Genomic DNA, 20133 nt, shown 5'->3' with positions numbered 1-20133 from the left:
AAGAGCTAAACGTGCGGACGACCCACGTCGGACACACGCAGTGACTCCGATTGTCGATCTCGACGGCGTGACGTTCGCCTACGGCGACACCGTCGCCGTGAGCGACGTCTCTCTGACGGTCGACGAGGGGGATTTCCTCGGGCTCGTCGGACCGAACGGCTCCGGGAAGACCACCCTGCTCCACCTCATGCTCGGGCTCCACGAGCCCGACGAGGGCTCCGTCGAGCTGTTCGGCCGTCCGGTCGACGAGTTCGACGACGGCGGCCGGATCGGCTACGTCTCCCAGAAGGCGACGAGCCGGGGCGGCGCGATGCCGGTCACCGTCCGCGAGTGCGTCACCATGGGCCGGTTCGCGCACGCCGGCCGGGGGCGCCTCTCCGAGGACGACCGCGAGGCCGTCGCCGACGCGATCGAGACGGTCGGTATCGGCGAGCTCGCCGGCCGGCTCGTCTCGGAGCTGTCAGGCGGCCAGAAACAGCGGGCGTACATCGCGCGGGCCCTCGCGAGCGACGCCGACCTGCTCGCTCTCGACGAGCCGACCGTCGGCGTCGACGCGGAGTCGCGCGACGCGTTCTACGCCCTCCTCGACGAGCTGAACGACGAGGGGATAACCATCATCCTCATCGAACACGACATCGGCGTCGTCACCGACCGCGCGAACCGTATCGCCTGTATCAACACCGAGCTGTACCACCACGGGGACACGGAGTCGTTCGTCGAGAGCGACGCTCTCGCGGAGGCGTACGGCAGCACCGGGCAGGTCGTCCACCACCACCACTGATGAGCGGGGAAACGCCAGCGGACGGCGGCCATCGAACGCGGCCCGACCGGGGACTCCGGCGGACCGTAGAGCTCGTCGGGATCGGGATCACGGCCCTCGTCGCGGTCGTCATGCTCGGGTTCGTCGCGCTCTACTGGGCGCAGGACCTCCCGGTCGCGAGCGAGCTGTACGGCGCGTTCCGCTCGCTCGGACGCGGGATGGACGCCGCGTTCGGCACGAACGTGTTCCGGCACCCGATCATGTGGCAGTCGATGGCGACCGGCGTGCTCGTCGGCGTCGTCGCCCCGCTCGTGGGCTCGTTCCTCGTCCACCGCGAGATGGCCCTGATCGGCGAGACGCTCGCGCACACCGCCTTCGCCGGCGTCGCGATCGGCATCCTCGTCACGTCCGCGACCGGTTGGAACGGCTCGCTGCTGCTCGTCGCGCTCGTCGTGGGGATCCTCGGCGCGCTCGTGGTCCAGTGGCTCACCGAGCGCACCGATGCCTACGGCGACGTGCCGATCGCGATCATGCTCAGCGGGAGCTTCGCGGTCGGCACCCTGATCATCAGCTACGGCGATGGGCTCACCGGGGTCAACATCCGGGGATACCTGTTCGGGAACCTCGCCGTCGTCACGCCGCAGGGTGCGCGCCTGATGGGCGCGCTCTCGCTGCTCGTCGTCGCCGGCGTGGCGCTGACGTACAAACAGCTGCTGTTCATCACCTTCGACGAACAGGCCGCGCGGGTCGCGCAGCTGAACGTCACCGGCTACAACACCCTGCTCGTGGTGTTGACCGCGGTCGTCGTCGTCGGCGCGATGCAGGTGCTCGGCGTCATCCTCGTCGCCGCGATGCTCGTCGTCCCGGTCGCGGCGGCCTCTCAGATCGCCCGGAGCTTCCGCGAGACGATGTACCTCGGGGTGATCTTCGGACAGCTGTCGGTGATCGGCGGCTTCGCCGTCTCGATCGGTCTCGGGCTCCCCTCGGGCGGGTCGATCGTCGTCACGGCCATCGCGGTGTACCTCGCGAGCATCGTCGGCTCGGGCTTCTCGGTGAAGGCCATCTCGGCGCACGGGTGAGTAGATCGCGGTGGAACCGCCGGACCCCACGGGCCTCGGCGGCGCCCGTGCGGGCGATGCGCGCGCTTTCCACAGAGCCTTATGTGCGGCCCCCGTCCCAGGGGTATGGGAGACACTGAGACCTACACGGTCACCGACCCCGACGGCAACGAGGAGTCGTTCGAACTGCCCGCCGGCCTCGTCGACGTGCTCAGCCAGCAGGGCGAGGAGCCGACCCGCGTCGTCAGCGACGTGGTGGTGCAGGCGATGGCCCAGCAGGCGCACGTCATCGCCCACCACAGCGAGGGCGAGGTCCCGGACGACATCGCGGAGATGAACGACACCGCCGCGGAGCTGTTCGAGGAGCGCTTCGGCCAGTCGCTCGAAGACGCGCTCGGTCACTCGCACTGAACGGTCCGCTCGGTCGATCTGTTACTACCGCAGCCGCTCCGGCCGGCCGCTTAAGCCGCCGGAGCGCGTACCATATCTATGGACTCCGACCCGGACGCGCCGGTGCTGATCTTCGACGGCGACTGCCCGTACTGCTCAGTGGCGGCCGTCGCGCTCCGGCGGCTGGAGGGCGTCGTCGCGGTCCCGTGGGCGGCCGACCCCGTCGGCCCGTTCCTCGACGCGCAGTTCGGCTCGCGCCCGTTCGCGATGGTGCTCGTCGACCCCGGCGAGCGGCGGGTGTACGCCGGGCGCTCGGCGGCGCAGGAGCTCGCCGAGCGCGCCGGCACCCCGGGGATCGTCGGCGGGCTCGTGCGCGACAACTACGACCGGATCGCCGGCGTCGTCGGGACCCTCTCGGGGCGCGGTCGCGACCCCGCCGACGTGCACGACACCTACGAGCTGACCGACGCCGCGAGCGACCTCGTCGACGACCTCCGTCCCGCGGCGAGCGAGCGGCCGGAGGCGCTGTCGTGAGCGGAGACGCGAGCGGCGACGCCGGTCCGGGGAGCGACGCGGGCGGCACCTACACCCTCCTCGTCGAACTCGCGGCGCCGGCGGCGATCGAGGTCGGCGCGCTCGGCGAGCACCGGTTCGATCCCGGGAGCTACGCGTACACGGGGAGCGCGCTCGGCGCCGGGGGGTTCGCCCGCGTCGACCGGCACCGCCGGACCGCCCGCGGCGACCACGACGTTCGCCACTGGCACGTCGATCACCTGCTCGGTCACCCCGACGCCCGGCTCGACCGCGTCGTTCGGAGTGTCGGCGCCGAGGTGGAGTGCGCGGTCGCGGACCGCCTTCCGGCGGGCCCGGTCGACGGGTTCGGCGCGTCGGACTGCGACTGCGAGAGTCACCTCGCGGCGGGCCCCGACGCGACCGCCGACCTCCTCGAATCGGTCCGCGAAGCCCACGAGGCCGCCGTCGCGGGGACCGACGGTCGGGTCGACGTGCGTCCCGAGGCCAGGGCGGCGGTCGACGACGCGGGCCCGACTCGGTGAACCGGAAAAAAGCTGCTTCGCCGCCTACAGATCGTACCGCTCGGCCACGCTCCGGAGCTGTTCGCGCCGCCCCTCGATCGCGTCGTCGCGCAGCGACTCCTCCTCCGCCGTCGGCGCGGCGAGGTCCGGGACGCTCGCCGGGGTCCCCTCCTCGTCGAGTGCGACGAAGGTGAAGTAGGAGGTCGTCGTCCGGCGGCGCTCGTCGGTCCGGGGGTTCTCCGCGCTGACGTGGACTTTCACGTCGACGCTCGTGTTCCCGACGTTGAACACGTATCCCTCGATCACGGCCACTTCGCCCATCTCGATGGGCGCGATGAAGTCGACGTGGTCCATCGAGGCGGTGACGACCTGCCGGTTCGAGAAGCGCATCCCGGCGATAGCGCCGCAGATGTCCATCCAGTGGAGGACCGCGCCCCCGAGCGCCCGCCCAAGGTTGTTCGTGTCGTTCGGCAACAACAGTTCGGTCATCTCGGTGTACGACTTCGCGAGCGTCGACGTCTCGTCCATGTCGTCGGTGAGGCGGCGGGCGACTTGAACCTCGTGACCGGCCTGGCGAGATTCCGACCGCCTGTCCGGCGGGCGAGATTCCGATCGCCTGACCGCCGCCGCCGTCACTCGCCTCCTCTGGGCTCGTCGTCGAACCGGACCGAGTCCTGCGAGCGCCCCGCCTCGTCGATCACCTCGTCGGAGACGACGATCGGACAGTCGATCCGGACCGCGAGCGCGAGCGCGTCGGATGGGCGCGCGTCGAAGACGAACCGCTCCGGCTCGCCGTCCTCGTACCGCTCGGCGTCGACCTTCGCGTAGAAGGTGCCGTCTCGCAGGTCGTCGACCCGGACGCGGTCGATCGCGCCGCCGAACTCGGTGAGGATGTCGACGAGGAGGTCGTGCGTCAGCGGTCGGTCGAACGGTTCGCCCTCGAGCGCCATCCCGATCGACTGGGCCTGATCGGCGCTGACGAATATCGGGACGTACTCGTCGCGCGCGGAGAGGATGACCGCCGGCACGTCGCCGCCGGGTGCGGAGCCCGCTCCGACCCCGACGACCTCGGCTTCGTGTTCCATATCGGACCGTGGCGGCGGCCGCATGAATAGCTGTCCCACGCGAGCGCGGCCGCGGTCCGCCGCGGCCGGACGACGATCGCGAGCGCTCCCGTCAGCGGCCGCCCCAGTACCAGTACGCCCAGCCGATCGTGAACACGAGCGCGGCGCCGAGGAAGAAGACGATCCCGGGCTCGACCAGCGAGACGGCGTAGTCGGCGAGTGGCTCGACGACGTACTCGACGGTCCCGTCGATCTCTCCGCCCCCGCCGCCGTCCGTCTCCGGGGCCGTCTCGATGGACGGGCCGTCCGCGCTGTCCTCCGTCCCGGCGGTGCCGGCGTCGCCGCCGCTTCCGCCCGTACTCGTCGACACGCGAGCGGTCGGCCCTGCAACGGAGAGCACCTGTTGGGCCGCGACGGCCGCCAGCCCGATGAGCCCGTAGCCGCCGAGCAGCCGCATCAGGGCCGACTTGATCCCGTGGGACTCCTCCGACCCGCCGGCGAACAGCACGAGCGGCTCGTCGGCGGCCGCGTACACGTCCATCTCTCGGCCCTTCTCGGAGTAAGTCGTGTCGACGACGTCGACGAGGTCGGCCCCGTCGAGCTTCGAGAGGTGGTACTGGACGTTCTGGAGCGAGGTGTCGACGGCGTCGGCGAGCTCCGATTTGGTCGCCGGCTCGTCGTGGAGCCGCGTGAGGATCTCGCGCGCGGTCTCGGAGCCGAGGGCCGCGATGAGCTCGTCCGCGTCGTCGTCGTCGACGCCGACCACCCGGGGCTCTCGGTCCTCGGGGGTCGCGTCGGGGAGGGAGGGCAACAGCCGCGACATACCAGCCACTCCACCCCCTGAGGATACAAATTTGTTGGATCATCGAGGCGCGAAGTCGGCTCACCGACTCACAAACCCTAAACGCGGCGACGGAGTACGTCGTGGCAATGACAGAGACGCCAGGGGGATCCGACGGCGCGTCCCCGCCCCCGACGGCGAGCGATCCGGCGGCGGCCGCCGCCGGAGACGACGGTGCCCCCGCGAGCGCCGCGGTCGGAGCGCCCTCCGGCGAGGAGTCCGGCTCGGTGACCGTGGTCGGCACCGCGCACGTCTCCGAGCGGTCGGTCGACGAGGTCGAGGAGACGATCGAGCGCGAGCGACCGGACGTGGTCGCCGTCGAGCTCGACGAGGGTCGGTACCGGCAGATGAACGGCGAGAGCCCGGACGACCTCGACGCGAGCGACCTCCTTCGGGGGAACACCGTCTTCCAGTTCCTCGCGTACTGGATGCTGTCGTACGTCCAGACCCAGCTCGGCGACCGCTTCGACATCGAGCCGGGCGCCGACATGCGCGCCGCCATCGACGTGGCCGAGGGGCTCGGCATCGACGTCGCGTTGGTCGACCGGGACATCCAGACGACGATCCAGCGCTTCTGGGCCCGGATGTCGGTCACGGAGAAGCTTCGGATGGTCGGCGGGCTCGCGTTCGGCGTCACCGACTCTCGGGTCGTCGGCGTGCTCGTCGGGCTGTTCGTCGGGATCCTCGCCGGACCGGTGATCGGCCTCTTCGGCGGGAGTGTCGGCGTCTCCGACGCGCTGTTAACGAGCGTCACCGGCGGCGTGCTGGCCGCGGTCGTGGTCGCTATCGCGGTCGATCAGGTCGGCAAGGTCGCGCTCTCGCCCGACGGTCGCCTCTACGCCGCGGCGATACTGGGCGTCGCGTCCGGGATCACCGCCGCCGCGGTCGGCGCGCTCGACGGGGTCGTCGCGACGTACCTCGGCGGGTTCACCGTGCGCGCGGTCGGGAGCCTCGGGCTCGGGATCTCGCTCGGCCTGACCCTCGGGGTGCTCGCGTCGCTCGCGATGAGCGTCGTCGGGCGGGGAGCCACCGAGCCCGAACACGGCGGGATCGAGGAACTCGGGATGGAGGACCTGACCGACACCGACGTGGTGACGATGATGATGGAGGAGTTCCGACAGTTCTCACCCGGCGGCGCGGAGGCGCTCATCGACGAGCGCGACGCCTTCATCGCCCACCGGCTCGTCGCGCTCCGGGAGTCCGGGTACGACGTGGTCGCCGTCGTCGGCGCGGGCCACCGCGCGGGGATCGAGGGGTACCTCGCCGACCCCGCGTCGCTCCCGCCGATGGAGGGCCTCGTCGGGAAGGAGAGCGGGCGGGGGCTCCCGTGGAAGAAGGCGATCGGCTACGCGATCACCGTCGCGTTCGTGGGCTTCTTCCTCCTGCTCGCGCTCGCCGGCGTGGAGAACGCCTTCCTCTTCCGGCTGTTCGGCGCGTGGTTCCTGATCAACGGCGCGTTCGCGTTCGCGTTCGCGAAGCTCGCCGGCGCGCGCTGGACCTCGGCCGGAGTCGGCGGGGCCGTCGCGTGGATGACCTCGATCAACCCGGTGCTCGCGCCCGGCTGGTTCACCGGCTACGTCGAGCTCCGGAGCCTGACGGTGAACGTCGGCGACATCGGCCGGCTCAACGAGCTGCTCTCCGACGAGACGCGGTCCCCCTCGGAGCTGGTCTCGTCGATGCTCGACGTGCCCCTGTTCAAGCTCATCGTCGTCGTCGCGATGACGAACATCGGCAGCATCGTCGCGAGCTTCCTGTTCGCGGTGTACGTCATCCCCGCGATGTTCGGTGACGTGGGGGGCGTCGACGAGGTGGGGCGGCTGCTGATCGAGGGCGCGCGCACCGGCGCGGAACTGGTCCGGAGCGCGGTCACGGGTGGGGCATGAGCGGGCTCGTTCGGGGCCGCCGGGTCGCCGGCCTCTACTTCAGCGGGACCGAGATCCGCGACCTGCTGGTCGCGTGGCTCGCGCTCGGCGTCGCGTTCACGTTCTTCTTCGTGAACGGCACCGCGGGCTTCGATCGGCTGCTCGCGGCGGGGGTCGTCCCGCCGCTCCTGGTCGGGCTGCTCACCGCGGGCGTCGCGTTCCTCCTCCACGAGATCGCGCACAAAGTCGTCGCGGTCCACTACGGCCAGGTCGCCGAGTTCCGCGCGGACAACGGCATGCTGTTCCTGGCCGTGATGAGCTCGCTCCTCGGCTTCATCTTCGCCGCGCCGGGCGCGGTGCACCACCGCGGCCGGCTGACGCCCCGCGAGCACGGCCACATCGCGCTGGCCGGCCCGGTCGTCAACCTCCTGCTCACGCTCGTGTTCCTGCCGGCGCTGCTTCTCGGCCCCGTCGTCGGGAGCCCCGTGGTCACCCTGATCGGCTCCCGCGGGATTGCGATCAACGTCTTCCTCGCGGCGTTCAACCTGATCCCGTACGGCCCCCTCGACGGGAAGACCGTCATGGGATGGAGCAAGCCGGTGTGGGCCGGCTTCTTCGCCCTCTCCGTCCTGCTCACGGTCGGACTCGTGTTCGTCGGTAACCTCGGCTTCGGCGGGCCGTTCTGAGGACGGGGGTCGTCGCCGCCACCGACCGCCACCGACGCCGTTGGTTCCCGCGGCCTCCGCGGGAACGGTGCGCTTTTGCTCCGCGGGCGTCCCTCGACACACATGACCGAGGGCGACGGCGGAGACGACGGGAACGCGATCGGAGGCGACGAGGACCCGACGAGCGACGACGGCGACGAGCTCACCTACGCCGACGCCGGCGTCGACATCGACGCCAGCGAGGCCGCCACCGCGGCGCTGATCGGCGCGGTCGGCGAGGGCGAGGGCGACTACGCCGGCCTGCTCGACATCGGCGACCGCTACCTCGCGCTGGCGACCGACGGCGTCGGCACGAAGCTCCTCGTGGCCGAGGCGCTCGGCGACTACTCGACGGTCGGAATCGACTGCATCGCGATGAACGTCAACGACCTCGTGGCCGCCGGCGTTAGACCGGTCGCGTTCGTCGACTACCTCGCCGTCGACGAGCCGGACGAGCGGTTCGCCGAGCAGGTCGGTGAGGGGCTCGCCCGCGGCGCCGACCTCGCCGCCATGGAGCTCGTCGGCGGCGAGACCGCGGTGATGCCCGACGTGATCCGCGGGCTGGACCTGGCGGGGACCTGCGCCGGGCTCGCCGCCAAGGACGCCGTCTTCGACGGCGCCGCCGAGCCGGGCGACGCGCTGGTCGGGTGGGAGTCGTCGGGGATCCACTCGAACGGGCTCACGCTCGCTCGCGAGGCCGCGACGCGCGAGCACGCGTACACCGACCCGTGTCCGTTCGAGGGGTACGAGACGCTCGGCGAGGCGCTGTTGGAGCCGACCCGGATCTACACCGACCTGCTCGACCCGATGCGCGAACACGGCGTCCGCGGTGCGGCCCACGTCACCGGTGGCGGCTGGACCAACCTGACGCGGCTCGGCGCGAACCGGTACGTCGTCGACGACGCCTTCGACCCCCAGCCGGTCTTCGAGTTCGTGCAGTCCGAGGGCGGCGTCTCCGACGAGGAGATGCACCGGACGTTCAACATGGGGACGGGGTTCGTCGCGGCGGTCGATCCGGATGTGGCCGAATCGTTGGCTGACGAAACCGGCGGGCGCGTGATCGGGCGCGTTGAGGAGGGCGACGGTGAGGACGGCGAGGGGAGCGTCGCGATCCGCGGACTGGAGTTATAAATGGTCGCTGTCGGCGGGAATCCGGTTGCTGTCGACACTGTGGCCGATCGCTTATAAATAGGCGCTGGCGTGGGGACCTCATCCGGAGGGGCGCCGGGCGTTCACTCATAAATCGTTGCTCGCGCGGTGAACTGTTTCGAATTCTCGTTCGGTCATTTATAAATAGTTAATAGCGGATCAACGGTGAACACCGCCAAAGCCCCAGTCGTGAGGACTCGCGCGACTCGCTGTGCTCCTCGCGCGACTCGCTGTGCTCCTCGCTCAGTCGCTGACGCTCCTTCGCTGCGGTGCTTGCGTCGTCGTGCTTCGTCCTCGTGACTGCCCCTTTGAGTCCCACCCGACCGCACAGCGACCGCACCTCACACCTCCCCAGCCTCGCGGTTCGTTCAGGGCTCCCTACGGTCGCCCCTCTCTCACCGCGTCCCTCGCGCGTGCGACTCGCGGCCTGTCGGCCGCTCGTCGGCACGCGCCACCGCACCGCTCATTTATAAGGAGTCGTCGCCGTTTCGCGCGGCCTCGACGCGGTCCGCCGTCGACTCCAGCGCCTCGGCGAGCGTCCGCGCCTGCGCGGGCGAGAGGTCGATCTCGTCGGCGTGAGCGGGGAGGTCGTCGATCGCGGTGTTATCGAGTTCGACCTCCAGCGTGACGGTGTCGGGGGCCTCGCGGGGGGCGGTGACGTTCACGACGCCCGGGGCGTCGGCCTCGAACTCGTGGCCGCGGGCGCGGCCGTCGACGAGGTCGAGCGTCGTGTAGGCGTTCACGCGGAGCAGGCGGTCGCTCATCGGGTCGCCTCCGGGGCCGTGGCCCGCATCGTCAGTCGTCCGCCGGCGGCGACGGCGCGTCTTCCATCCCGTCGTCCTCGGCGTACGGGTACCACGTGCGCTTCGTGTTGTGCATCATCGGGTCCTCGTAGTCTGTCTCCTTGGGGTCGACAAAGGCGTCCAGCTCGTCGTCGTCGTGGCGGGCGACGAACGCCCGGAACGACTCGCCCGCGTCGCGCTCGGCGGCGAAGCGCTCGACGAGGTTCGCGATCGCGCCCGGCACCTCGTCGACGGGCACGCGCTGGGTGACCCACCGGGCGAACTGCGGGTCCTCGCCGAGCCCGCCACCGAGCCCCACGTCGAGCGCCTCGACGGGGTCCCCGTCCTTGCGGGTCTTCATGCCGCGCAGGCTCACGTCGGCGATCTGCGGCTGCGCGCAGGAGGCCGTACACCCGGAGAGGTGGACGTGGAACTCGTCGACGTCGTCGGGGAGCTCGACGTTGGCCTTCAGCCAGCGCGCGAACCGGACCTGGCGGTTCTTCGTCTCGACGATCGACAGCGAGCAGAACTCCGTGCCGGTACACGCGACCGAGCCGCGCATGAACGGCGAGGGGTCGGGCGAGTAGTGCTCTAAGAGGGGCTCGTCGAGGAACTCGTCGAGGGCGTCGTCCGGCACGTCGGTGACGATGACGTTCTGCCGCTGCGAGAGCCGAACCTCGCCGGAGCCGTACTCCGCGGCGAGGTCGGCCAGTTCGAGCACGTCGTCCGCGCCCATCCGCCCGACGAGCACGTTCAGCCCGACGAAGTTCCGCCCGTCCTTCTGGTCGTGGACGCCGATCAGGTCGTTGCGCTCGCCCTCGCCGGCGTTGTAGGTGTACTCCTCGCGGACGTCGCGGCCGGCCGTCTGAAGCTCGAAGTCGACGTACTCCTCCTGGAGCGTCTCGCGGACCTCCGCTGCGCCCCACTCGTCGACGAGGAACTTCACCCGCGCGTTGTACCGGTCCTCGCGGTCGCCGTGGTCGCGGAACAGCGCGGAGAGCCCGCCGGCGACGTCCGGAACGCGCTCCGGTGGCACCCACACGTCGATGTCGCGGGCGAGGCGCGGCTCGTTGCGCGCGAGCCCGCCGCCCACCCGAACGTTGAAGCCGACGGCGTCCCCGGCCTCGCTTCCGCGGGGGGCCCCGTCGCCGCCGGCCGTCTTGTACGCGGGCTCGAACGCGAGGTCGTTGATGTCGCCCTGTCCGGAGCCGTCGGCGGAGCCGGTCACGGAGACCTTCCACTTCCGCGGGAGGTTCGCGTGGTCGTCGTTCCCCTTGAACGTCTCGTTGAGCTCGCGGATTACGGGCCACGCGTCGATCACCTCCTGCCCGTCCTTGCCCGCGACGGGGTTCCCGACGATGTTCCGCCACGAGTCCCCGCAGGCCTGCTGGGTCGAAAGATCGTGTTCCTCCAGCTTCTCGAAGATCGCCGGCACGTCCGACAGCTCGATCCAGTGGAGCTGGATCGACTGCCGGGTGGTGAAGTCCGCGTACGCGTCGCCGAAGATCGGGTTCGTACCGGGGCCGCGGGCGTACTCGTCGGCGATCTCGCCGACGACCCGGAGCTGTCCCGGTTCGAGCACGCCGTTCGGGGTGCCGATCCGCATCATGAAGTACCCCTCCTGTCCGTTCCGCTGGTGGTACAGCCCCCACCATTTGAACCGCTCGAACCACGCGTCTCGCTCGTCGTCCGGGATCGAGTCGAATCCCGCCTCCGCGAACTCGAACAAGCGGTCGCGGATCTCGTTCCCGTACACCTCCGATTTCCAGTTCTCGACGTCCGTTACCATCGAGAGCCCCTACACCCGACGCCCACATAGGCGACCGCCTCGAGTCAACGTTCCCCGATGCTTCAGCGATCCGGCACGTGTTGCCGAGGGGGCCGAGCCCGCGAGGACCGGACCGCGGACCGGGCGAGTTCGGCGAACTCGCCCCCGCGTACCCGCCCGACCGGAACCCAGCCGGTGGTTCCCGCCTCCCCGCACGCGATACACTGACCGTAGACTTGTACCTCCACCGTCGAGCCGTCGACGCCGACGGACTGGAAGTTCTCGACGACCAGATCGGTGAGCGCGCACTCGCACAGATCCGGCGCGTCGAGTCGCCACAGTTCACTGACACGCACTTCGCGGCTGTCGTCGACGGATATCCACGCCCCGTCGTCGAGAACGCGCAGTCGAGTGGTCACACCCCCAGTTCGCCCGCCGCGACCCAATGGGTGGCGGTGGTCGCAATCGGCGACCGTTTCGGTGACGCCTCGCGGTCGCGCGATCGAGGGACCGCGCCGGGATATCGCCCGGAACCGGTCTCCGGAGTACCGGAAGTGAACTCCGGTATCGGAGAGCGGAGGTCCGATTTACAGGTGTGCCGACGCTTATGAATCGCGTCTGCGTACCTCGTCGTGATGACGAATTCGGTTCCCGGCCCCACCGACGATCGGACCAGCAGCCCGCCCGACCGCTGCGAGCACCGACAGCACGCGTCCGCGGACGTGGCGCCCGAACTCTTCGCTCACCGTCCGGAGCGACGATGAGCGAGCGAGGCGACGCTCAGGCCACCGACGAGGAGCGAGAAGACGCGGAAACGGAGCCGAACGCGGAGGGAGAGGCGGAGCCCGACGCGAGTCACCTCGACGACATCGAGGACGGCGCCGGCTGTACGGAGATCTGGGAACGGCTCTCGGAGCGGCGGGAGAGCTGACTACGAGAGGTGCGCGGCGATGTCGGCCTCGGTGATGATCCCGACCGTCTCGCCGCCGTCGGTCACCATCACCGCCTTGTAGTGGTCGAGGAGGTTCCGCACCTCGTCGACGGTCGCGCCGGGCGCGACCGTGGGGAACGACTCGCTCATCACGTCGCTCACCGGATGATCGCCCACGTTCTCACCGGCGTGGACCACGTCGCCCTGACTGATCGACCCGACCGGGACGCCGTTCTGCAGCACCGGGAGCTGCGAGTACGCCTCCTCCTCCATGAGGTCGACCGCCTCGCGCACCGCGTCGTCGGGGGCGACGCTGATCACCGTCTCGTTCATGAGGTCGCTCGCGCGGACGACCTCGCCCTCCGCCTCCTGCAGCGCGTTGACGATCCGCCGGAGCGTCGAGAGCCGGGGGTCGACGTCGCCGCCCTCGATACGCGCGATGAGCGGCTGCGAGACGTCCGCGGCGTCCGCGAGCTCGCTCTGCGTCAGCTCCAGCGTCGTCCGCCGCTCGCGGAGGTCCTGTGGCGTCGGGAGTTCCATACGATGAATAACTAGAGGTTATTAGAAAAGCTTTCGGCAACGATCGATATCGCGGCGGCGACGGTCGTCCCATCGAACCGCGAGATCGGCGCGCCCCAACCGGAGCCGGCGCGCCCCAACCGGAGGCTCCCGGGGCTACCCTCCGCGGCAGTCGCCCGTCAGACCGTTCACTGCCCGGCGTCGACGTCGGCGTCCTCCTCGTCGCCGTCGGTCTCGATGACCTCGATGACCTCGAGGGGAACGTCGCGGAGCGCGCCGCCGACCTCGCTTTTCGCGATCCGCTCGGCGTGCTCCTCGCTGTCGGCGTTGAAGATGTCGATCTCCAAGAGGAGCCCGACCAGGGCCGTGTTCGCAGCGAGGAACGCCGCGTCGAACGGCTCGCCGCAGGCCGGACAGCCGGTGACGCCGGGTTCGACCTCGACGTACTGCTTGTCCGTCTCGTTGAGTCGCTTTCCGGCTTCGCTGACCGCGACGCCGATGGCGTCGTCGGTCTCCTCGACGTCACGGACCAACCAGGCTGCTTCCATCGCGACTTCGTAGTTGCTCATACCTGAGCGGACGGGCCGCAGGGTTTCCTTTCTTGTGGTTCGCCCGCGGTCACGCGTCAGAACCGCGCGGCGGAGACGTGACGGCGGTCGCCGCCTACAGCCGGTCGACGATCGCGGCCGTGACCGCCTCGGTCGTCGCGTCGCCGCCGAGGTCGCCGGTGCGCGGACCGTCGGAGAGGACGCCCTCCACGGCGTCGCGCACGCGCCGACCCTCGTCGACGTGGCCGAGGTACTCCAACAGCATCGCGGCCGAGAGGACCGCGGCCGTCGGGTTCGCGATCCCCTCGCCGGCGATGTCGGGCGCGGTGCCGTGGACCGGCTCGAACAGCGCGTTGTCGTGGCCGACGTTCGCCGAGGGAAGCAGACCGAGCCCGCCGACCAGCCCGGCGGCGAGGTCGGAGAGCACGTCGCCCGCGAGGTTCGGACAGACGATCACGCCGTACTGGCCCGGGTCGAGCGGGAGCTTCGTCGCGAACGCGTCCATCAGCTCCTCGTCGGCGTCGACGCCGCGCTCCTCGGCGACCGCGAGCACCTCCTCGCGGAACCGACCGTCCGTCTCGCGCATCACGTTCGCCTTGTGCGCGACGGTGAACCCCTCGTCGGGGTCGCCCGCGGGACCACGTCCATCCTCGACGAACTCGCAGGCGAACTCGGCCAGCTCCCGCGAGGCCGACGAGGTGACGACCCGCGTCAGCGTCGAGAGGTCCTCGGAGAGGCGGTCCTCGTGGCCGGAGTAGACGCCCTCGGTGTTCTCCCGGAGGAAGACGACGTCCGTCTCCGGGCGGAGCGCGTCGACGCCCGGGTACGCCTTGGCGGGCCGAACGTTGACGAACGAGTCCACGGCGTCCCGGAGCGGCAGGATGACGTCGGCGGCCGTCTCGCCGGCCGCGCCGAACAGCGTCGCGTCCGCGTCGGCCGCGAGATCGTACGTCTCCGCTGGGAGCGCCTCGCCGGTGGCCTCCTCCGTCGCGTCGCCCGCGTCCGCCTCGACGAACTCGAAGTCGACGGGAAGCGCCTCCAGCACCTCGACGGCCGCGGGGATGACCTCGCGACCGATCCCGTCGCCCTCGATGACGACGACCTCGTGGCTCACGCCTCGTCCTCCGCGACGTGTTCGGCCGGGACGTACGGCAGCGACCGGGCGGTCTCGCGGACCGCGCCCTCGTTCGCGCCCATCAGCGCCGTGGTGTCCCAGACGCCCTCGACGAGCGCCTTCCGCTGCGCGTCGTGAACCTCCGCGTCGATCACGGTGTCGCCGTAGGTGATCGTCTCCGCGGCCACGTCGATGTCGACCTCGGCGTCCGGGTTGGCCTCGACGTAGTCCTGGAGCGCTTCAATGTCGTCCTGGTCGGCCGTGACGGTCGGAACCCCGAGCGCGAGGCAGTTGCCCGCGAAGATCTCCGCGAACGATTCGCCCACGACCGCGTCGATCCCCCAGCGCATCAGCGCCTGCGGGGCGTGTTCGCGCGAGGAGCCGCAGCCGAAGTTGGCGTTGACGACCAACACGTTCGCGCCCCGGTACTTTTCCTCGTTGAACGGGTGGTCCTTCTCGTTGTCGTCGTCGTCGAACCGCTGGTCGAAGAAGGAGAACTGGCCCAGCCCGTCGAAGGTGACGACCTTCATAAACCGCGCCGGGATGATCTGGTCGGTGTCGATGTCGTTGCCCCGGACCGGGATCCCGGTGCCGGAGACTTCGGTGACCTTCTCCGCCGGCGCCTCTCCGGCGCTGAACTCGGGCGAGCTCATACGGTCGCCACCTCCTCCATCTCGCGGACGTCAGTGACCTCGCCGGTCACCGCCGCGGCCGCGACCATGATCGGACTCATCAGCACGGTGCGCCCGTCCTTCGAGCCCTGCCGGCCGACGAAGTTCCGGTTCGACGAGGAGGCGCTCGCCTCGTCGCCCTCAAGCTGGTCGTCGTTCATGCCGAGACACATCGAACAGCCGGGTTCGCGCCAGTCGAAGCCGGCCTGCTTGAACACCTCGTCGAGCCCCTCGACCTCCGCGGCGTCGCGGACGCGCTGGCTACCGGGAACGACCATCGCGCGCACGTCGTCGTCGACCTCGCGGCCCTCGACGAACGCCGCGGCCTCGCGGAGGTCCTTCAGCCGCGCGTTGGTACACGAGCCGAGGAACGCCACGTCGATGTCGTACCCCTCCATCGTGTCGCCGGGCTCGACGCGCATGTGCTTCTGCGCGCGTCGCGCCGTGTCGCGGTCCTCCTCGGGGAGGTCGTCGGGGTCCGGGATCGGCTCGGTGATACCCGCCGTCTGTCCGGGCGTGGTCCCCCACGTGACGGTCGGCTCGATGGCCGAGCCGTCGATGGTGACCACGTCGTCGTACTCGGCGTCGTCGTCGGTCCGGATCGACTCCCAGTAGGGCTTCAGCCGCTCGAACTCCTCGGGGTCGTTCTCGAACGCGTCCGTCTCTTTCAGCCACTCGTAGGTGGTCTCGTCGGGGTTGACGTAGCCCGCGCGGGCGCCGCCCTCGATCGACATGTTACAGATGGACATCCGCCCCTCCATCCCCAGGTCCTCGATGGCCTCGCCGGCGTACTCGTACACGTAGCCGACGCCGCCGTCGGTCCCGAGCTTCCCGATGATCGTGAGGATGATGTCCTTCGCGGTGACGCCCTCGCCGAGCTCGCCCGTGACCTCGATCTTGCGGACCTTCTGTTTCTCCATGGCGACACAGCCCGTCGCCAGCACGTCGCGGATCTGCGAGGTGCCGATGCCGAACGCCAGCGCGCCGAACGCGCCGTGCGTCGACGTGTGCGAGTCGCCGCAGACGATCGTCATCCCCGGCTGGGTGAGCCCCTGCTCCGGCCCGATGACGTGGACGATCCCCTGATCGCCGGAGTCCGGATCGGAGAAGTCGATGCCGGAGCCCCGGACGTTCTCCTCCAGCTCCGCCATCATGCTCTCGGCCGCGTCGTCGCGGTAGGGGCGGTCGCGGTTGCCGGTCGGCACGATGTGGTCGACCGTCGCGTGCGTGCGCTCCGGGAACGCGACCTCCTGCCCGCGCTCCTGCAGCATGCCGAACGCCTGCGGGCTGGTGACCTCGTGGACGAGGTGGAGCCCGACGAACAGCTGGTCCTGTCCGGTGGGCAGCCGAGTCACCTTGTGCCGGTCCCACACCTTGTCGTACAGCGTCCCCTCGCTCATCGGCGCTCACCCGCGTGGCGCGCCGACCGCGCGGTCTCGTCCGTCCGGTTCTCGCCGCCGCGTACGCCCATCAGGCGGTCACCTCGGCGCTCTCCTCCTCGTCTTCTTCGCCCTCGTCCTGCCACGCGAACAGGCCGCGCAGCTCCTCGCCGACGGCCTCGATCTCGTGGTTCTTCTCCGCGGTCCGGAGCTGGGTGTAGGAGGGGCGTCCGGCCTGGTTCTCCGCGATCCACTCGCGGGCGAACTCGCCGTTCTGGACCTTCTCAAGCACTTCCTCCATGTTCTCGCGGGCGTGCTCGTCGACGACTACGTCGCCCTGCGTGAGCCCGCCGTACTCCGCGGTGTCGGAGACGGAGTCCCACATGCCGCCGAGCCCGTCTTCGTACATCAGGTCGACGATGAGCTTCAGCTCGTTGAGACACTCGAAGTACGCCATCTCCGGGGAGTACCCGGCGTCGACGAGCGTCTCGTACCCCTGTTTCACGAGGGAGGTGACGCCGCCACAGAGGACGGCCTGCTCGCCGAACAGGTCTGTCTCGGTCTCCTCGCGGAACGACGTCTCGACGACGCCGGCGCGAGTGCAGCCGATCGCGGCCGCGTACGCGAGCCCCTCGTCGTGAGCGTCGCCGGTTGCGTCCTGGTACACCGCGAGCAGGCCGGGCGTCCCCTCGTCGTTCTCGTAGTTGCGGCGGACGAGGTGACCCGGCGACTTCGGCGCCACCATCGTCACGTCGACGTCCTCTGGCGGCTGGATCTGGTTGTAGTGGATGTTGAACCCGTGCGCGAACTGGAGCGTGTCGCCCGCCTCCAGGTTGGGCTCGATGGCGTTCTCGTACACGTCCGGCTGGACCGTGTCGGGCACGAGCACGCTCACGATGTCGGCCTCGGCGACCGCGTCCGCGGGTGCCTCCACCCGGAGTCCGTCGCTCTCGGCGGCGCTCCGCGAGGAGCTGTCCTCGCGGAGGCCGACGATCACGTCGACCCCGCTCTCGGAGAGGTTCTGCGCGTGCGCGTGGCCCTGCGAGCCGTAGCCGAGCACGGCCACGGTCTTGTGGGCGATCGCCTCCTCATCGGCGTCTTCGTCGTAGTATACTGTCGAATCGAACGTCTGCGTGTCGTCTTCGGTCATGTGTATCGTGTGAGTTCGGTGTCGCTCCGCGTGTCAGTCGTCGTGCGTGGTCGGTTCGCCGGCCGTTCCGGGCTTCTCTCCGGGCGCAGTCGGGGTGTTACCGCGCGCGAGGGCGGTCGGTCCGGTGCGCGCGATCTCGACGATGCCGAACCGCTCGAAGGCGCCGATCGCGTTGTCGATCGCGGACTTGTGTCCGGTGAGCTCGACGGTGATCGTCTCCGGGCCGGCGTCGACCGTCCGGCCGTCGTACATCTCGGCGACCGCGTGAACCGCGGCCGGGTCGTCCGCCTGCACCTTCAACAGGACGAGCTCCGAGGTGACCGCGTCGCCGGCGACCTCGCCGACCGAGATGACCGGCTTCAGCTTCGCCATCTGCTTTTCGATCTGGTCGATGCCGGGGTCCGTCTCCTCGACGACCATGGTGATCCGCGAGTGGCCGTCGACGGTCGTCGGCCCGACGGTGAGGCTCTCGATGTTGAACTGCCGGCGGGAGACGAGCCCGGAGACGCGCGCCAGCACGCCCGGCTCGTCCTCGACCAGCGCCGAGATGACGGCGCGGCGCGACTCGTGTTCCGCCTCGACGACGGGGTCGATGCGGATCCCTTCGAGGTTCCGTCGGCCCTCGGGGTGGTCGCGCTCCTCGGGTCCGGGCTGCTCGCTCGGTGCGGGCCGGGAGTCGGCCTCGGGAGCGCCGGGGGACGCGGGCGAGTCGCCGCTCATAGCTGGTCCTCCGCGGTGGCGAACTTCCCGTTCGCACCGCCGCTCGGCACCATCGGCAGGACGTTCTCCTCGGGGTCGACGTGGAAGTCGATCACGGCCGGCCCGTCGTAGTCGAGGGCCTCCTCGACGGCGGGGGCGACCTCGTCGTAGTCGTCGACGCGGAGCCCTAAGGCGCCGAACGCCTCGGCGAGCTTGTCGAACTCGGGCATCCACGTGTAGTCGGAGGCCATGTGGCGCCCCTCGTAGAAGGCGTCCTGCCACTGGCGCACCATGCCGATGTACTCGTTGTTCAACACGGCGATCGTGATGTCGAGGTCCTCGCGGACCGCCACCGACAGCTCCTGCATCGTCATCAGGAAGGAGCCGTCGCCGTCGAAACACACCACGTCGCGGTCCGGCTCGCCCATCGTGTCGGCGGCGACGCGCGCGCCGACCGCGGCGGGCACGCCGTATCCCATCGTTCCCAGCCCGTGCGAGGAGACCCACGTCCGGGGCTCCGTGTACGTCCAGAACTGTGAGGCCCACATCTGGTGTTGGCCGACGCCGGTCGTCACGATGGTGTCGTCGCCGGTCGCCTCGTCGAACGCCTCGACGACGAACTGGGGCTTCAGCGGCTCGTCCTCGGGGGTCACGTACGTGAGGGGGTACGTCTCTTTCCACTCAGCGCAGCGCTCGCGCCACGCCTCGGCGTCGGGCGCCTCGCGGACCGCCGCCGTCAGCTGGTCGAGGACGCGTTCCGCGTCGCCGATCAGCGGGTAGTCGGCGTGGACGTTCTTCGAAATCTCGGCCGGGTCGATGTCGACGTGGATGACCTCTGCCTCCGGCGCGAACGTGTCGATCCCGCCCGTCAGCCGGTCGTCGAACCGGGTGCCGACCGCGATCAGGCAGTCGGTGTGGGTGATCGCCATGTTGGCGTAGCCGGTGCCGTGCATCCCCGCCCACGAGAGGCAGAGCTCGTCGTCCTCGGGGAACGACCCGATGCCGGGCATCGTCGTCGTCACCGGGATCCCGTACGTCCGCGCGAAGGTCCGCGCGGCGTCGCTCGCCTCGGCTTTGATCACGCCGCCGCCGAACAGGCAGACGGGGCGTTCGGCCGCCTCGATCGCGCGGGCGGCCTCCTCGACCGCGTCGGGGTCGGCGTTCGGGTCCGGGTCGGTGCCGGCCGGCGGCGCCGCCGGGCCGGGCGTCTCGTCCGTCTCTGCCTGCGTCACGTCCTTCGGCAGGTCGACGAGCGTCGGGCCGGGACGGCCCGCGCGCGACAGCTCGAACGCCTCGCCGACGGTGTCGCCGACGGTGTCCGCGCCGTGCGCGAAGTAGTTGTGCTTCGTGATCGGGCGGGTGACGCCGACCGTGTCGGTCTCCTGGAACGCGTCGTTGCCGACGAACTCGGTCGGGACCTGCCCGGTCAACGCCAACATCGCATCGGAGTCCATGTCGGCGTCGGCGATGCCGGTGACGAGGTTCGTCGCGCCCGGCCCCGAGGTCGCCAGACAGAGCCCTGGCTCTCCGGCCACGACGCCGTAGGCGTCGGCGGCGTGGGACGCGCCCTGCTCGTGCGCCATCGTCACGTGGCGGATCGACGAGTCGTACAGCGCGTCGTACACCGGCATGATCGCGCCGCCCTGCACGCCGAATGCGGTCTGCGCGCCGGCGGCCTCCAGTGCGGCGACGACCGACTCGGCGCCGGTC

General features: G+C 70.2%; 24 protein-coding genes. 10 read left to right on the top strand and 14 right to left on the bottom strand.

Translation table 11 applies throughout. From position 1 onward, the window contains the following. Positions 1–40 precede the first annotated feature (40 nt). The 5 genes from C468_RS13105 (at position 41) to C468_RS13085 (ending at position 3263) form a co-directional block, all read left to right on the top strand. The gene (locus tag C468_RS13105; RefSeq protein ID WP_008849382.1) at positions 41–781 is read left to right on the top strand and encodes a metal ABC transporter ATP-binding protein; all 741 of its coding nucleotides are present in this window, start codon (positions 41–43) and stop codon (positions 779–781) included. Then, on the top strand, positions 781–1839 hold the full coding sequence (locus tag C468_RS13100; protein WP_008849381.1) for a metal ABC transporter permease: 1059 nt from the start codon (positions 781–783) through the stop codon (positions 1837–1839). The genes C468_RS13105 and C468_RS13100 overlap by 1 nt, the downstream gene beginning before the upstream one ends. A gap of 105 nt (positions 1840–1944) precedes the next feature. Then, complete coding sequence (locus C468_RS13095) at positions 1945–2229, top strand: DUF7545 family protein (protein ID WP_008004266.1); 285 nt, start codon at positions 1945–1947, stop codon at positions 2227–2229. A 78-nt stretch (positions 2230–2307) separates the two neighbouring features. After that, positions 2308–2742 (top strand): hypothetical protein, encoded by a 435-nt coding sequence (locus tag C468_RS13090; protein ID WP_008849380.1) that lies wholly within the window; start codon positions 2308–2310, stop codon positions 2740–2742. Continuing rightward, positions 2739–3263 (top strand): GIY-YIG nuclease family protein, encoded by a 525-nt coding sequence (locus tag C468_RS13085; protein WP_008849379.1) that lies wholly within the window; start codon positions 2739–2741, stop codon positions 3261–3263. Before C468_RS13090 ends, C468_RS13085 begins: the two co-directional genes overlap by 4 nt. Positions 3264–3287: 24 nt before the next feature. On the opposite strand, the gene C468_RS13080 is transcribed toward C468_RS13085, so the two are convergent. The 3 genes from C468_RS13080 to C468_RS13070 all read right to left on the bottom strand — a co-directional run bounded on the left by C468_RS13080 (position 3288) and on the right by C468_RS13070 (position 5129). After that, a complete protein-coding gene (locus C468_RS13080) occupies positions 3288–3770 on the bottom strand; it encodes an acyl-CoA thioesterase (protein ID WP_008849378.1) in 483 nt (160 codons plus the stop codon). 104 nt (positions 3771–3874) lie between these two features. Then, positions 3875–4327 (bottom strand): bifunctional nuclease family protein, encoded by a 453-nt coding sequence (locus C468_RS13075; protein ID WP_008849377.1) that lies wholly within the window; start codon positions 4325–4327, stop codon positions 3875–3877. Between the two features lie 91 nt (positions 4328–4418). Beyond that, positions 4419–5129 (bottom strand): ArsR/SmtB family transcription factor, encoded by a 711-nt coding sequence (locus C468_RS13070; RefSeq protein ID WP_008849376.1) that lies wholly within the window; start codon positions 5127–5129, stop codon positions 4419–4421. Positions 5130–5236: 107 nt separating this feature from the next. On the opposite strand from C468_RS13070, the gene C468_RS13065 reads away from it, so the two are divergent. From C468_RS13065 to purM, 3 genes are all read left to right on the top strand, one after another. Beyond that, positions 5237–7030, top strand: coding sequence for a TraB/GumN family protein (locus C468_RS13065; RefSeq protein ID WP_008849375.1), 1794 nt, complete (start codon positions 5237–5239; stop codon positions 7028–7030). Then, positions 7027–7695 carry a peptidase M50 gene (locus C468_RS13060; protein WP_008849374.1) on the top strand — a complete coding sequence of 223 codons (669 nt, stop codon included), beginning with the start codon at positions 7027–7029 and terminating at the stop codon, positions 7693–7695. The genes C468_RS13065 and C468_RS13060 overlap by 4 nt, the downstream gene beginning before the upstream one ends. 102 nt (positions 7696–7797) lie before the next feature. Next, positions 7798–8844 carry a phosphoribosylformylglycinamidine cyclo-ligase gene (gene purM, locus C468_RS13055; protein ID WP_008849373.1) on the top strand — a complete coding sequence of 349 codons (1047 nt, stop codon included), beginning with the start codon at positions 7798–7800 and terminating at the stop codon, positions 8842–8844. Positions 8845–9329: 485 nt separating this feature from the next. Here purM and C468_RS13050 read toward each other — a convergent pair whose 3' ends face one another. The 3 genes from C468_RS13050 to C468_RS13040 form a co-directional block, all read right to left on the bottom strand. After that, entirely contained in the window at positions 9330–9626 is a 297-nt protein-coding gene (locus C468_RS13050; RefSeq protein WP_008849372.1) for a DUF6360 family protein, read from the bottom strand. A 31-nt stretch (positions 9627–9657) separates the two neighbouring features. Next, positions 9658–11433, bottom strand: a complete 1776-nt coding sequence (locus C468_RS13045) for a nitrite/sulfite reductase (protein WP_008849371.1) — start codon at positions 11431–11433, stop codon at positions 9658–9660. Positions 11434–11495: 62 nt separating this feature from the next. Further along, positions 11496–11831 (bottom strand): hypothetical protein, encoded by a 336-nt coding sequence (locus C468_RS13040; RefSeq protein WP_008849370.1) that lies wholly within the window; start codon positions 11829–11831, stop codon positions 11496–11498. Between the two features lie 216 nt (positions 11832–12047). Between C468_RS13040 and C468_RS19135 the strand changes: the two genes are divergently transcribed. Both C468_RS19135 and C468_RS18705 read left to right on the top strand, forming a co-directional pair. Beyond that, complete coding sequence (locus C468_RS19135) at positions 12048–12176, top strand: hypothetical protein (RefSeq protein WP_275039709.1); 129 nt, start codon at positions 12048–12050, stop codon at positions 12174–12176. Beyond that, positions 12173–12343, top strand: a complete 171-nt coding sequence (locus C468_RS18705; RefSeq protein ID WP_008849369.1) for a hypothetical protein — start codon at positions 12173–12175, stop codon at positions 12341–12343. Before C468_RS19135 ends, C468_RS18705 begins: the two co-directional genes overlap by 4 nt. Here the strand turns inward: C468_RS18705 and C468_RS13035 are convergent, their stop codons facing one another. From C468_RS13035 to ilvB, 8 genes are all read right to left on the bottom strand, one after another. Continuing rightward, positions 12344–12883, bottom strand: a complete 540-nt coding sequence (locus C468_RS13035; protein ID WP_008849368.1) for a CBS domain-containing protein — start codon at positions 12881–12883, stop codon at positions 12344–12346. A gap of 167 nt (positions 12884–13050) precedes the next feature. Continuing rightward, positions 13051–13431, bottom strand: coding sequence for a DUF555 domain-containing protein (locus tag C468_RS13030; RefSeq protein WP_008849367.1), 381 nt, complete (start codon positions 13429–13431; stop codon positions 13051–13053). 94 nt (positions 13432–13525) lie between these two features. Then, the gene (locus tag C468_RS13025; protein ID WP_008849366.1) at positions 13526–14524 is read right to left on the bottom strand and encodes an isocitrate/isopropylmalate family dehydrogenase; all 999 of its coding nucleotides are present in this window, start codon (positions 14522–14524) and stop codon (positions 13526–13528) included. Then, positions 14521–15177, bottom strand: coding sequence for a 3-isopropylmalate dehydratase small subunit (leuD, locus tag C468_RS13020; RefSeq protein ID WP_008849365.1), 657 nt, complete (start codon positions 15175–15177; stop codon positions 14521–14523). Before leuD ends, C468_RS13025 begins: the two co-directional genes overlap by 4 nt. Beyond that, complete coding sequence (leuC, locus tag C468_RS13015; protein ID WP_008849364.1) at positions 15174–16595, bottom strand: 3-isopropylmalate dehydratase large subunit; 1422 nt, start codon at positions 16593–16595, stop codon at positions 15174–15176. The genes leuD and leuC overlap by 4 nt, the downstream gene beginning before the upstream one ends. A 70-nt stretch (positions 16596–16665) precedes the next feature. Further along, positions 16666–17724 carry a ketol-acid reductoisomerase gene (ilvC, locus tag C468_RS13010; protein ID WP_008849363.1) on the bottom strand — a complete coding sequence of 353 codons (1059 nt, stop codon included), beginning with the start codon at positions 17722–17724 and terminating at the stop codon, positions 16666–16668. Between the two features lie 33 nt (positions 17725–17757). Then, a complete protein-coding gene (ilvN, locus tag C468_RS13005) occupies positions 17758–18444 on the bottom strand; it encodes an acetolactate synthase small subunit (RefSeq protein WP_008849362.1) in 687 nt (228 codons plus the stop codon). Continuing rightward, the coding region (ilvB, locus tag C468_RS13000; protein WP_008849361.1) for a biosynthetic-type acetolactate synthase large subunit at positions 18441–20133 on the bottom strand (1693 nt) is incomplete at its 5' end. The genes ilvN and ilvB, both read right to left, overlap by 4 nt.

The organism is Halorubrum kocurii JCM 14978 (assembly GCF_000337355.1).
In the GTDB taxonomy this organism is placed as follows: domain Archaea; phylum Halobacteriota; class Halobacteria; order Halobacteriales; family Haloferacaceae; genus Halorubrum; species Halorubrum kocurii.
Note: the sequence above shows the minus strand (reverse complement) of the source record. Positions and strands in the feature narration are given on the sequence as shown.